Consider the following 13602-nt stretch of genomic DNA (forward strand, 5'->3'; position numbering starts at 1 on the left):
TACGGTCGGGAATTATAAACCGTTTATACCGCAGACCGGATTTTCCCCGCCAAGCGGCCGTTTATCGTTGCGGTGAGCGGCCACGACTACAACAATGGTTTCGAGTCCAACGTTCGACGATGGGGTGCCACACGAGCGAATCGACGCCGACGAGTGGGAGGATATCTACGTTGTCGGCGACGTTCACGGCTGTCTGCCGGAACTCGAATCGCTTCTCGACGAACTGTCGCCGAGCGACGACGACCTCGTGGTGTTCGTCGGCGACCTGATTCGAAAAGGACCGGACAGCCTCGGCGTCGTCGAGTTGGTACGGGAGAACGACAACCTCCGGTCGATTCGGGGTAACAACGAGCAGAAACTCCTCGACGGGGACGTCGAACTGGACGAGTTCGGCGAGAACGAAATCGAGTCCGTCCGGGAGTTCCCGGCGGCGATATCGTGGGAAGACGCGCTCGTCGTTCACGGCGGGGTTGACCCGCGAAAACCGCTTTCGGAGCACTCCGTGGACGACCTCGAAACGACGCGTTCGATGGACCCTGACGGGAGCTACGACCGGCCGTTCTGGTTCGAGCGGTACGACGGCCCGCGACGGGTGTTCTTCGGTCATACCGTGCTCGAACGGCCGGTCGAACGCGAATGGGCCGTCGGTCTCGATACGGGGTGTGTCTACGGCGGCGAACTCACCGCGTACGATTATCGCCGCGACGAGTTCGTCACACAGGAATCGTTGCGAACGGACGCGGACAGAAGCGACGACTCCATCGTCACTCCTCGGTCCCAATAAATCGACCCGTCCTCCGCGAGTAGTCATGTCACAACACGAGTTACCGGATGACGGCGACGACGAATCGGGAGCTGAAAACGCGGATATCGATCTCAGTGACCCGCAATACTACCTCAACCGAGAGTTGAGTCAACTCGAATTCCAGAAGCGAGTGCTCCACGAAGCGATAGACGAGCGCAACCCGCTGCTGGAGCGCGTGAAGTTTCTCGCCATCTTCACGACGAACATGGACGAGTTCTTCCGCAAGCGGGTCGGCGGCCTGAAACAGCAGATGGCGGCGGACGTCACCGAACTATCGCCCGACGGTCGGACGCCGGAGGAGCAGATAGACGAGATTCTCGACGTGACACACGACATGTTTCGTCGCCAGTCGGCCTGTTACCGGGACGTGATTCACGACGAACTCGCGGCGGCGGGAATCGACATCGTCGCCTACGATTCGCTTTCGTCGGCGGAACGCGACGACCTTCGGGAGTACTTCGAGCAGTCGGTGCTCCCGACGCTCACGCCGCTGACGTTCGACCCGGTCCACCCGTTTCCGTTCATCTCCAACTTGAGCCTCTCGCTCGCGGTGTTGACCCGCCGGGACGGGGACTCGGAGCCGACGTTTTCGCGCGTGAAGATTCCGCGAAACCGGCCGCGTCTCGTGCGAATCGGGGACGAAACGCGGTTCGTCCCCCTGGAAGACGTCATCAGGTCGAACCTCGACCTGCTGTTTCCGAGCACCGAAATCATCGACCATTCGACGTTCCGCGTCACCCGAAACGCGGAGGTCGGGAAGGACGAGGAGGTCGCCGAGGACCTCATCGACATGATAGAGACGGTACTGCGGGAACGACGGTTCGCCACCGTCGTCCGTCTCGAAATCGAGGAGGGGATGCCCGACGCGGTTCGGGACCTCCTGATGGAACAGTTGGACGTGGACGAGCGCGAGGTCTTCGAACTCCCGGGACCGCTGGATTTCCGCGATTTCATGGATCTGACCGACCTCGACAGGCCCGAGTTGAAGTCCGCACCGTGGACGCCACAACCACATCCGCGACTCACCAGCGGCGTGCCCGACGAACGAGTGGACGTCTTCGAGGAGATTCGGCGAAACGACGTGCTCGTGCACCATCCGTACCACTCCTTCGAGGACACCGTCCAGAAGTTCCTGAGTCAGGCCGCGACCGACCCCGACGTGCTCGCCATCAAACTCTCCATCTATCGAACCGCGAGCGATTCGAAGGTGGTCCAGAGCCTCATCGAGGCGGCGAGAAACGGCAAGCAGGTGGCGGTGATGGTCGAACTCAAGGCTCGATTCGACGAGGAGAACAACATCGAGTGGGGGAAGAAACTGGAGGAGGAGGGGATTCACGTCGCCTACGGGACCATCGGCTACAAGACACACAGCAAGACCGCGCTCGTCGTCCGCGAGGAGGAAGACGGCGTCCGGTTGTACTCGCACATCGCAACCGGGAACTACCACTCGGAGACGGCGAAGACGTACACCGACCTCGGATTGTTGACCGCCGACCGAAAGATCGGGCAGGACCTGAGCGCCCTGTTCAACTTCTTCACCGGCCATACTCACCACGAGGAGTACCGAAAACTGCTCATCGCGCCGGGGAACATGCGCGAGCGGTTTACGGAGGCGATTCGAAACGAGGCGGCACTGGCCCGCGAGGGCGAGGACGGTCGAATCGTCGCCAAGATGAATTCGCTCGAAGATCCGAAAATCGTCGAAGAGTTGTACCGTGCGGCGATGGACGGCGTCGATATCGACCTCATCGTCCGGGACATCTGTCGGCTTCGACCCGGCGTGGACGGACTGAGTGAGACGGTCGACGTCTACAGCGTCGTCGGTCGGTTTCTGGAACACTCCCGGATCTTCTATTTCGGTAACGACGGCGACCCGGACTACTACATCGGTTCGGCCGACTGGATGACCAGAAACCTCGACAATCGAGTCGAAACCATCGCGCCGGTGCGGGATTCGACGCTTCGGGAGGAACTCTCGACCATCCTGGAATCCATGCTCGCCGACAATCGACGCTGTTGGGAGATGGAGTCCGATGGGGGCTATCACCAACGGCGACCGGGTGACGACGAACCGACGGTAGACACACACGAGATTCTGATGCGACGGACGAATAGGACGAACGATTCGTAGCCTCCCCGAACGTCCATCGGTTGTCGAACACGTTTCCCTTCACTGCAAATATTCACAAAGTTATTTATACAATATGATATAAAAGAGAGGTAGATGATGGTGGGGAAGCGGGTAATATACGAAAAGTTGCGTATTTTGTGATAATAATATCAAATATCATATGTTGAAATCCATAGGATCACCATTCAACCAACGCAGGAATCGTTAGCAAAGTTTTAGAAACCCGGCTACAATCAGTTAGATATGGCCGAAGTCAATCTAGACGAAAAAGACTTTAAAATCCTTCAATGGCTCGACAGAGAGGGGGATATCGACGTCGACGAAGTGAGCGATGAACTCGATATCAGTACCTCTACCGTGTACTATCGGCTAGACAAGTATCGAAAACAGGGAATCCTCGCGGGAACCGTCTCGAAACTCGACGCGCGGGAGCTCGGTCTGGAGCTCACCGTCATCAGCGAAATCAAGAGCGACTACGGCCCCGGATACGACGAGATTGGCGAGTGCCTCACGAACATCTCCGGCGTCCAAACGGTATATTTCATGCTCGGGGAGAAGTCGTTCACCGTCATCGCTCACCTGCGTGACCACGACCACCTGCAGGAGTACATCGACGACATCATCCACACCGATGGGGTCGAACATTCCTCGACACAGATCGCGCTTCGAACCTTCAAGGACGAATCGAGACTCCTGGTCAACTACGACGATGAGGATTTGATGGCACTCATCGAGAGCGAATAGAACGAAAAGAGCGAAAAGAACAGCATTGACTATTTGTAGAGACAGCACGCATATGGAGATATTTCTCCTCCCTTTCGCCATAATATCTCTATTAGTTTCATTTCCTTGCCTTTCTATCACACGTCCGTCCAATATATAAGGAACACATATTGACAATAGCACACCCTTTCCCCTTCAGGAGAAACCTCTTATGTGTGTTTGTCATGCGCTCGCATATGACTGACTTCCTCGCCGATCCGACCGACCAGCGGTCGAACTGCGGTGTCGGTGTCGTAATGGACCTCGACGCCCACACCAGCCACGAAATCGTAACCGACGGCCTGTCGCTACTCGCCAACCTCGAACATCGCGGCACGACGGGCGCAGAATCGAACACCGGGGACGGTGCCGGAATCCTCGTTCAACGACCGGACGCCTTCTTCGCGGTCGAACTCGGCACCGACCTGCCGGAGACGTACGCCGCCGGCCAACTGTTCCTTCCGCAGGACGACGAACTCCGCGCCGAACTGAAAGAAACCGTCGAGGACGTGCTCCAGTCGGAGGGCGTGACCGTCTTCGACTGGCGAACGGTGCCGACGGAGAACGGGGATTTGGGAAAGACGGCGCTCGACTCGGAACCCGTCATCGAACAGTGTTTCGTCGCACCGGGTGAGGAGATGGACGTCGAGGAGTTCGACCGGACGCTGTACGTCGCCCGGCGCGCACTGGAGAACACCGTCGCGGCGCGCGAGGACGCGGAGGAGTTCTATGTTTGCTCGCTCGACCGGAAGACGCTCGTGTACAAGGGACTGCTCAAGGGTGACCAACTGGGCGGTTACTTCCCCGACCTCCGTAACGAACTGTTCGAATCGTCCCTCGCCCTGGTTCATGCACGGTTTTCCACGAACACGCTCGGCGCGTGGCGACTCGCTCACCCCTACCGCCGCGTCATCCACAACGGCGAAATCAACACGATTCAGGGGAACGGCAACTGGATGGCGGCGCGCGAGACGGACCTCGAAAGCGACGTGCTCGGCGACGACATCGACCGAGTCACGCCGGTGACGACGCTCGATCAGAGCGACACGGCGGTCGTGGACAACGTCCTCGAACTCCTCATGCAGGACGGACGGGAACTCCCCCACGCCCTCCGAATGTTGGTGCCCGAAGCGTGGCGCGACAGAACCGACGGCGACCGGAACGCGTGGTACGACTTTCACGCCTCCCTCATCGAACCGTGGGACGGCCCGGCGCTCGTCGCCGCGACGGACGGCGACCGCGTCGGTGCCGTGCTCGACCGGAACGGCCTGCGTCCGTGCCGCTACGACGTGACGACCGACAACCGACTCGTGATGGCCAGCGAGGCCGGAGCGCTCGACCTCGAACCGGACGAAGTCGTCGAGCGGGGTCGCCTCAAGCCTGGACAGCTATTCCTCGCGGACCCCGAGCAGGGCGGTCTCGTCTCGGACGAGGACGTGTTCGACGACCTGACCGACGAGAAGTACGCCGAGTGGGTCGCCGAGGAGCAAGTTCGACTGGACGAGGAAACGGATTCGGACTGGGATGGTTCCGGGGATCTGGAGGACTTCCTCGACGAGGACGATATCGGTTCGGGTGACTCCTCCCCGCTCCGCGCCCGGCAAGCCGTCTGGGGGTACACCCACGACGAACTGAGCGAACTCCTCGAACCGATGGCCCGAGGGGGCAAGGACCCGGTGGGGTCGATGGGTGACGACACGCCGCTGTCCGTCCTGTCGGACTTCGACCGGCCGCTGTTCTCGTACTTCAAACAGTTGTTTGCACAGGTGACGAACCCGCCCATCGACTACATCCGCGAGGAACTGGTGACGAGCCTCGAAACCCGTCTCGGTCGCCAGCGGAACCTCCTCGACGAGTCGCCCGCCCACGCCCGACAACTCGTCCTCGATTCGCCCGTGTTGACCGACGAGGAACTGGCGAACGTGAAGGGGACGGACTTCCCGACCGAAGTCGTGGACATCACCTTCGACGCCGATGGCGACCTCGAAACGGCGGTCGCACGGGTGCGCGAGGAGGCGAAGGACGCGGTCGAATCGGGTGCCGAAATCGTCGTGCTCTCGGACAAGGCGACGACGGCCGACAGGGTTCCGATTCCCTCCCTGCTCGCCACGAGCGCGGTCCACCATCACCTCGTGCGCGAGGGACTGCGAACCAGGACCGGCCTCGTCGTGGAGTCGGGCGACCCGAGAACGGTTCACCACCTCTCCACGCTCGTCGGCTACGGCGCGGGTGCGGTGAACCCCTACCTCGCCTACCGGACCATCACTGATCTGGTGGCCGGGCCGGACGGCGCTGACGAGGGCGAAGCCATCGACAAATACGTCACGGCGCTGGAGAAGGGCCTGCTGAAGACGATGGCGAAGATGGGAATCTCGACGGTCGAGAGCTATCGCGGTGCCCAAATCTTCGAGGCGGTCGGCCTGAACGGCGAGTTCGTCGAGGAGTACTTCGCCGGGACGGAGAACCGCACCGAAGGCATCGGCGTAGAGGAGATAGAGGACGACGTGCGCGAACGCCACGAGGCGGCGTTCGACGACCCCAAGGTTGCACGGAAGGGCGAGTACGAACACCGCTCGAACGGAATCCACCACCAGTGGAACCCGAAATCCGTCGGTGCGCTCCAGCGTGCCGTTCGGAAGAACGACATCGAGGAGTACGAGACGTTCGCCGAGGGTATAAACGACCAGCAGGGGACGCTCCAGACGCTCCGCGGGTTGCTCGAATTCGACACCGAAGCGCGCGAGTCGATTCCGGTCGAGGAGGTCGAACCCGTCGAGGACGTCGTCACCCGCTTCTCGACGGCGGCGATGAGCCTCGGGTCGCTCTCGCCCGAGATGCACGAGAACAACGCCATCGCAATGGACCGAATCGGCGGCAAGTCCAACACCGGCGAGGGCGGCGAACCGCCCGAGCGGTTCGACACCGAGCGCGAGTGCTCGGTAAAACAGGTCGCGAGCGCGCGGTTCGGCGTCACGAGTCGGTACCTGCAATCGGCCGACGAAGTGCAGATCAAGATGGCTCAAGGGTCGAAGCCCGGCGAAGGCGGTCACCTCCCCGGAAAGAAGGTGAACGAGATGATCGCTCACGTCCGCCACGCGACGCCGGGCGTTGGCCTCATCTCGCCGCCGCCACAACACGACATCTACAGCATCGAGGACCTGAAACAGCTCATCTACGACCTGAAGGCGGGAAGCGACGGGTCGGAGGTCAACGTGAAGCTCGTCTCGGAGGCGGGCGTCGGCACCGTCGCGGCCGGTGTCGCGAAGGCCAAGGCCGACGTAGTCCACATCTCGGGGCACTCCGGCGGCACCGGTGCGAGTCCGCGCACGTCCATCAAGAACGCGGGCCTGCCGTGGGAACTCGGCCTCGCCGAGGCGAACCAGATGCTTCGACAGACCGGCCTTCGCTCGCGCATCCGCGTCAGCGTCGACGGCGGCCTGAAGACGGGCCGCGACGTGGCCGTCGCGGCCCTCCTCGGCGCGGAGGAGTACGCGTTCGGGACGGCGAGCCTGGTCACCAGCGGCTGTGTGATGGCGCGTAACTGCCACGAGAACACCTGTCCGGTCGGTATCGCCACGCAGGACGAGGACCTCCGGGCGCGGTTCCCCGGCGAACCCGACCACGTCATCAACTACATGGTCTTCATCGCCGAGGAACTCCGGGAGATCATGGCCGAACTCGGCTTCGAGACCATCGAGGAGATGGTCGGACGCGTCGAACTGCTCCGCCAGCGCGAGACCGACCACCCGAAGGCGCGCAGTCTCGACCTCTCGCGCGTTCTCGCCGAACCGACGGGCGACGGTCGTACCAAAACGCAGGAACAGGATCACGAGTTGGACGACCACATCGACCACGACCTGCTCGATGCGGCGCGACCGGCCATCGAGGACGGCGAATCGGTCGAACTCGAACGCACGATTTCGAATCAGGACCGGTCCATCGGCGCGATGCTCTCGGGTCGAATCTCGGCGGTCCACGGCGAAGCGGGCCTGCCGGACGGGTCCGTCACCTGCCACTTCGACGGCTACGCGGGCCAGAGCTTCGGCGCGTTCGCCCAGTCCGGTCTCGACCTGTTCCTGACGGGCGCGGCCAACGACTACGTCGGGAAAGGTCTCTCCGGCGGGCGACTCGTGGTCGATACGCCGGACGAAGCCGCGTACGATGCGAGCGACATCGTGATCGGCAACGTCGCGCTGTACGGCGCGACCAAGGGCGAACTGTACGTCAACGGCGTCGCAGGCGAGCGCTTCGCCGTTCGGAACAGTGGCGCGAAAGCTGTCGTCGAGGGCGTCGGCGACCACGGTTGTGAGTACATGACCGGCGGCGTCGCGGTCGTCCTCGGCGAGACGGGCGAGAACTTCGCCGCCGGGATGACCGGTGGCGTGGCCTACGTGCTGGACGACGGCGAAAACGATGCGTTCCGGGAGCGCGTCAACGACGAGACCGTGACGCTCTCGTCGGACATGGACGAGCGCGACGAGCAGGTCGTTCGGCGGCTGGTCGAGAACCACGCCGCCGCGACCGGGAGCGAAACGGCGCTGTCGCTGTTGGACGAGTGGGACTCCGTCTCGTTCGTGAAAATCATGCCCGACGCGTACCGGCAGGCCATCGAGGAAGGGAAGGAAGACGTTCGCACGTCGCCACCCCGTCCGGTGCCCGCGGTCCGTCGATCCTCGGGGTTTCGCGTCCCGTCTGACGACTGAAAAAGGGAGTTCGACTTTTTAGAGTTAGAGGTAGGCCGCGTCCCACCGCGCCGCCTTTCGCTTGTTGCCACATTCGTTACACTCGATGCGTTCCATGCTGTCCATCGCGTTGTCGAGCGTCTCGCAGTTCGAGCAGTAGTAGCCGTAGCGCTCCTCGCAGTCCTCGTCGTTGAACACGGCGAAGAACGGCGCTTTCGAGCCGCGACTGCTCTCGGAGTGGTTGATGTATCGGGTTTCGCCGTCGAACTCGCGGGCTTCGAGTATCGGTTCGTCGCTCTCCGCGTAGACGTTCTCGGTGTAGGTCGCCTCGCCGATTTCGGCCGTGCGCTCGCCGACCTTGGTGAAGTCGTGTTCGCGGTAGAACTCGTTGCCGTCCTCGTTGTCTTCGAGAACGAGCCCCGAGAGGTTCTCGACGCCCTTGTCTTCGAGTTTCTCCTTCGTCTGGCCGAGAAGCTTGGTCCCGACCCCCTCACCGCGTCGATCGGGGTCGACGTGGAGCCAGAGGATGTTCCCTTCCGGACTGTCGGGCAGTACTTCGCTCTGGGTGAACCCGACCACGTCGCCGCCGTCGAGCGCGACGAGGTACAGCGTGCCCCTGCTCTGGAACTCGCCTTCCAGATTCTCGTCGTCGTACCACTCCTCGATGGCGTGTTCGATCACCTCGTCGTCCAAAAAGTGCGAGTACGAGGCAGTCAACGACTTCTCTGCGACGTCTTGGATTCCAGCGATGTCCTCGGTTCGCGCTTCGCGCACTTGCATACTTGGCCTACTCCGGGATGAACAATAAACATTCTACCGGCCGCATCTGTTGCACATGCATCGTTCTGGAGCGAGATTATCTTTCGATGGCCCGTCTCAACGGCGATAGTTACTCGATGTGAAAATTCTCCTCCAGCATATCGCTTTCTTCCCGGCCAACCGTCCAGTTTTGCGGTGTCGCCACCGACGGCGGTCCGTTCGGTCCGCCCACCCCCACTTCTCCGCCTTCGGTATCGTTTTCCGCCCGCCACGCAATCGGACCGGCATGGACACAGCACTCGTCATCGGGGGGACGCGATTCATCGGTCGTCACCTCGTCACCGACCTGCTCGACAACGAATATGCCGTGACGATTTTCAATCGCGGCAACCACGACAACCCGTTTTCGGAGACGGAAGGTGTGAGCCACTTCGAGGGCGACCGGACGAACGACAGCGCGCTCGAAGCGGCGCGCGACGAAGTGGATCCCGACATCGTCATCGACTGCGTGGCGTACAAACCCCGCGAGGTGCGTTCGGCGACGGAAATCTTCGCGGACGTCGAGGGATACGTCTACATCTCCAGCGGGAGCGCCTACGGCAGAGAAGTGATTCCGAAGCGCGAGAACGACACCGAACTGTGTGACTGCACGGCCGAACAGGCCACCGACGACTCCGGGGAGACCTACGGGCCGCGGAAGGCCGAGGGCGACCGAGCCATCTTCGAGGCCGCAGAGCGCGGCGTCAACGCGATGAGCGTCCGACCGTGCATCGTCTACGGACCCTACGACTACACCGAGCGCCTGGATTTCTGGATCGACCGCGTGAACGAGCACGACCGCCTCGTCGTCCCCGGCGACGGCGGGAATCTCTGGCACCGCGCCTACGCGGAGGACGTGGCCAGCGCGCTCCGCATCGTCGCCGAAGAGGGCGAACCCGGCGAGGCCTACAACGTCGGCGACCACCGACTGGTTACCATGGACGAGATGCTCTCGCTCATCGCCGACGCGCTCGATACCGAGGTGGAACTCGTCCACGCCAGCGACCGCGAACTCTCGACGGCGGACCTCTCCACCGACGACTACATCCTCTACCGCGACTACCCGCACGTCCTCGACACGAACAAACTGGAAGCGCTCGGGTGGGAATCCACGCCGCTCGACGTGGCCATGGAGCGCACCGTCGAGGAGCACTTGGAAAGCGAGCGTGATGGAGAAGAGTACGACCCCGGCCGCGAGAACGAGGAGCGGATTCTGGGCGTGCTGGATACGATCTGAAGGCGACGAGCGGACTGCGTTGAGTTTGGTCTTGGTTTCTCTGGTTCTGTCGAACTCACCCACGATACGCCATCCTACCCCGCTTAGACGCGAGATCCTCGGGAAAACTTTAGATTACTCGTCACCCTATCTCCGGCATTCGTATGCCTTTTCAACAGTCACACGATAGCGTTCTCACGAAACTCTCGACGAACCTGTGGGTGTACGAGGATTCCCTCCGATTTCATGGAATCCGGACCAATCGCATCATGGCCGTCATCCGTCTCTCGGACGGGAGTCTCTTCGTTCAGTCACCGGCGGAATTGACATACGAGGTGAAAGCCGCGCTCGATGCACTCGGTGACGTTCGGTTCGTCGTACCGACGAGTAAACTCCACGGTCACTTGTATATGGAACAGTATCGGGCGGCCTATCCTGACGTCAAACTGTTCGCTGCGCCGGGATTACCCGCTCGACGACCTGACCTCCGATTCGACGGCCTCCTCGGGAGCACGCCGGACCCTCGCTGGAGTACCGACATCGACCAGACCGCGCTTATGGGCAATTGGTGGATCACCGAACTCGCGTTCTTTCATCGGCCAAGTAAAACCGTCATTCTAGGCGACATGGGTGTTCACATCACCGAGAACAGCTCTTTAGAGATGCGACTTTTTGGCCGGCTAAGCGGCATCTACAATCGAGTTGGACAGCTTCCGGAATTCAAACTTCCCATTAGAAACAAGGAAACACTCACCCAGTCGGTGCGGAACATCCTTGCGTGGGACTTCGACCGCCTGATTCCCGGCCACGGCGATATCGTCGAATCCGGCGGTACGGAAGCCGTTCAGAATGGTTTTAAGTGGCTGCTGAAATGAAGCCGCCTATCGTTTTTCTCTCCGCCCTCATCAACCGAACTCGCCTTGCAGACCGACTGAGTTCCGTTATCGATATGTGCCCTGTATCTCACACGAAACCCGACTTCACGCCCGCATCCGCCAACGAACTATTCTCGCGGCGATTGTTCGAACAGCCACTCGAACCACTGGAGTTTGAAGTCCCGCTGTTCGCTCTCGTCCAGCGAACTCTCCTGCGTGTGGCTGTAGTTCAATATCGCGACGAGCAACACGCCGCCGACGGTGTTGCCGAGCGTTATCGGCAGCGTCACGCCGGACAGGGCGGCGACGACACCGGCGCTCCCGCTGAAGACCAGGTAGAACACCTCGCAGGTGGCGATGACGCAGTGGAACAACCCGTTCGCCGGGATGAGCGCCATGATGAAGATCACGAGCAGGACGCGGGCGGTCGATTCCCGGACCGCGTGGGTCATCCACACCATCCCCGCGACGAGCCATCCGGCGACGATGCCCTTGAAGAACAGGTCCAACCACGGCGTGTGCAATGCGTGCGTTCCCATCTCGGTCGCGACGCGCGCGACGTCCGGGCTAAAGATGCCCGTTTCGGCGAGCAACACGGCACCGAGTATCGCGCCGAGGATGTTTGCGACGAAGACGATGCCCCAGACGCGAAGCAGGAGGGGAACGCTCGCGATGCGGGTCAGGACGAGCGTGACCGGCGTGAGCGTGTTCTCGGTGTACAACTGGTAGCCGCCGATGACGATGAAGACGAACCCGATTGGGTAAAGGAGGTAGCCGAGGATTTCACCGGCGGTTCCGGGAACCGTCGCTTCGACCGTCGCGCGGGTGAGAAACGACAGCATTATCGAGAGCCCGGCGGCGAGACCGCTGAGGAACAACTGTCGGTCGGAACAGCTGAACTCGTACGATGCCGTCGCGACGATGCGTTCGAACACCTCGTCGCCGGAGAACCGGTCACGGATCGCTTCGCCCGCCGCGGGCGCGCCGCTCCGTGAGCGGTCGAGGAACTCCCGAATCTGTTTCCGTCGTTCCATCTCTCGTTCGTCCACGTCCAACTCGTCCGGTAAGTCGTCCGACTGCTCCGAATCCATCCTGTCATCCCTATCGACGAATCACGGTAAGGATGTTGTCATCCGGATGGCGCGAGTCGGAGGGGTCGTGGTCCAATCACGACCGTGCGCGTCTCCGGAGGGGAAAGTGTTTGACTGCGCAGAAAAGACCCACTGATATGTTCGAAAAATCGTCGTGGATTCGGCTACCGAGGAACGTCCTGGTAGGTCATGGCGTGCTCTCGGAGACGGTCGCCGCGATTGACGAGTTACATCTGCAGGGGACGCCGCTGTTGGTGACGAGTCCGACGCCGAACGAGGTGGCGGGAAAACGCGTCGTGACGCAGTTCGAGGAAGCGGGCTTGGACGTCGAAACGGTCGTCATCGAGGAAGCCAGTTTCGCCGCGATACAGCGCGTCATCGACATCGCGAACGAGGTAAAGCCGGGCTATCTCGTCGGCGTGGGCGGCGGGAAGGCCATCGACATCGCCAAAATGGCGAGCGACGAGGTCGGACGCGGGTTCGTCTCGATTCCGACGGCGGCGAGCCACGACGGCATCGTGAGCGGTCGCGGTTCGGTGCCGGAGAAGGACACGCGCCACAGCGTCGCGGCGGAGCCACCGCTGGCGGTCGTCGCGGACACCGAAATCATCGCCGACGCGCCGTGGAAGCTGACGACGGCGGGGTGTGCCGACATCATCAGCAACTACACGGCCGTCGAGGACTGGCGGCTCGCACAGCGACTCCAGAACGTGGAGTTCCACGAGTACTCGGCGACGCTCGCGGAGATGACGGCGGAGATGCTGGTGGACAACGCGGGCAGCATCAAACCCGGACTGGAGGAGTCGGCATGGGTCGTCGTCAAGGCGCTCGTCTCCTCGGGAGTCGCCATGAGCATCGCCGACTCCTCACGTCCGGCGAGTGGGGCGGAACACCTGTTCTCGCACCAACTCGACCGGATCGCGCCGGGCGCGGCGCTGCACGGCCATCAGGTCGGCGTCGGCTCCATCATCACGGAGTATCTCCACGGCGGCGACTGGCGAGGAATCCGCAACGCACTCTCGACCATCGGTGCGCCGACGACGGCCGACGAATTGGGTATCGATGCCGACACGGTGGTCGAGGCGCTCACGACGGCCCACGAGATCCGCGATCGGTACACCATCCTCGGCAACGGGATGAACAGAGCGGCGGCGTTCGAAGCGGCGGAGACAACGAAAGTTATCTGAATAATTTAGGGAGCGTACGAAACAGCGACGGAGTCGATACCGATCGAATCCGGAA

The 13602-nt window shown here is 61.7% G+C and carries 9 protein-coding genes; 7 read left to right on the forward strand and 2 right to left on the reverse strand.

Annotated features, from left to right (window positions below; all coding sequences use genetic code 11):
• Positions 1-94: 94 nt before the first annotated feature.
• The 4 genes from NKF25_RS10270 to gltB all read left to right on the forward strand — a co-directional run bounded on the left by NKF25_RS10270 (position 95) and on the right by gltB (position 8401).
• Positions 95-784 carry a metallophosphoesterase family protein gene (locus NKF25_RS10270; protein ID WP_253226581.1) on the forward strand — a complete coding sequence of 230 codons (690 nt, stop codon included), beginning with the start codon at positions 95-97 and terminating at the stop codon, positions 782-784.
• A 25-nt stretch (positions 785-809) separates the two neighbouring features.
• Positions 810-2936 carry a polyphosphate kinase 1 gene (ppk1, locus tag NKF25_RS10275; RefSeq protein WP_253226582.1) on the forward strand — a complete coding sequence of 709 codons (2127 nt, stop codon included), beginning with the start codon at positions 810-812 and terminating at the stop codon, positions 2934-2936.
• Positions 2937-3179: 243 nt separating this feature from the next.
• Positions 3180-3680, forward strand: a complete 501-nt coding sequence (locus NKF25_RS10280) for an Lrp/AsnC family transcriptional regulator (protein ID WP_253226583.1) — start codon at positions 3180-3182, stop codon at positions 3678-3680.
• A gap of 215 nt (positions 3681-3895) precedes the next feature.
• A complete protein-coding gene (gltB, locus tag NKF25_RS10285; protein ID WP_253226584.1) occupies positions 3896-8401 on the forward strand; it encodes a glutamate synthase large subunit in 4506 nt (1501 codons plus the stop codon).
• A gap of 24 nt (positions 8402-8425) precedes the next feature.
• Here the strand turns inward: gltB and NKF25_RS10290 are convergent, their stop codons facing one another.
• A complete protein-coding gene (locus NKF25_RS10290) occupies positions 8426-9160 on the reverse strand; it encodes a GNAT family N-acetyltransferase (RefSeq protein WP_253226585.1) in 735 nt (244 codons plus the stop codon).
• Positions 9161-9425: 265 nt separating this feature from the next.
• Between NKF25_RS10290 and NKF25_RS10295 the strand changes: the two genes are divergently transcribed.
• Both NKF25_RS10295 and NKF25_RS10300 read left to right on the forward strand, forming a co-directional pair.
• Entirely contained in the window at positions 9426-10415 is a 990-nt protein-coding gene (locus NKF25_RS10295) for an NAD-dependent epimerase/dehydratase family protein (protein ID WP_253226586.1), read from the forward strand.
• Between the two features lie 143 nt (positions 10416-10558).
• Positions 10559-11269, forward strand: coding sequence for a DUF4336 domain-containing protein (locus tag NKF25_RS10300; protein ID WP_253226587.1), 711 nt, complete (start codon positions 10559-10561; stop codon positions 11267-11269).
• 128 nt (positions 11270-11397) lie between these two features.
• Here NKF25_RS10300 and NKF25_RS10305 read toward each other — a convergent pair whose 3' ends face one another.
• Positions 11398-12360 (reverse strand): formate/nitrite transporter family protein, encoded by a 963-nt coding sequence (locus NKF25_RS10305; RefSeq protein ID WP_253226588.1) that lies wholly within the window; start codon positions 12358-12360, stop codon positions 11398-11400.
• 137 nt (positions 12361-12497) lie between these two features.
• Here NKF25_RS10305 and NKF25_RS10310 point away from each other — a divergent pair, with 137 nt between their 5' ends.
• On the forward strand, positions 12498-13547 hold the full coding sequence (locus NKF25_RS10310) for an NAD(P)-dependent glycerol-1-phosphate dehydrogenase (RefSeq protein ID WP_253226589.1): 1050 nt from the start codon (positions 12498-12500) through the stop codon (positions 13545-13547).
• Positions 13548-13602: the final 55 nt, after the last annotated feature.

It is taken from the genome of Haladaptatus sp. AB643, assembly GCF_024136975.1.
Lineage (GTDB): Archaea > Halobacteriota > Halobacteria > Halobacteriales > Haladaptataceae > Haladaptatus.

Coding starts and splice junctions, on each gene's coding strand:
- NKF25_RS10270 (WP_253226581.1), top strand. CDS start 95: ATGGTTTCGAGTCCAACGTTCGACGATGGGGTGCCACACGAGCGAATC.
- ppk1 (WP_253226582.1), top strand. CDS start 810: ATGTCACAACACGAGTTACCGGATGACGGCGACGACGAATCGGGAGCT.
- NKF25_RS10280 (WP_253226583.1), top strand. CDS start 3,180: ATGGCCGAAGTCAATCTAGACGAAAAAGACTTTAAAATCCTTCAATGG.
- gltB (WP_253226584.1), top strand. CDS start 3,896: ATGACTGACTTCCTCGCCGATCCGACCGACCAGCGGTCGAACTGCGGT.
- NKF25_RS10290 (WP_253226585.1), bottom strand. CDS start 9,160: ATGCAAGTGCGCGAAGCGCGAACCGAGGACATCGCTGGAATCCAAGAC.
- NKF25_RS10295 (WP_253226586.1), top strand. CDS start 9,426: ATGGACACAGCACTCGTCATCGGGGGGACGCGATTCATCGGTCGTCAC.
- NKF25_RS10300 (WP_253226587.1), top strand. CDS start 10,559: ATGCCTTTTCAACAGTCACACGATAGCGTTCTCACGAAACTCTCGACG.
- NKF25_RS10305 (WP_253226588.1), bottom strand. CDS start 12,360: ATGGATTCGGAGCAGTCGGACGACTTACCGGACGAGTTGGACGTGGAC.
- NKF25_RS10310 (WP_253226589.1), top strand. CDS start 12,498: ATGTTCGAAAAATCGTCGTGGATTCGGCTACCGAGGAACGTCCTGGTA.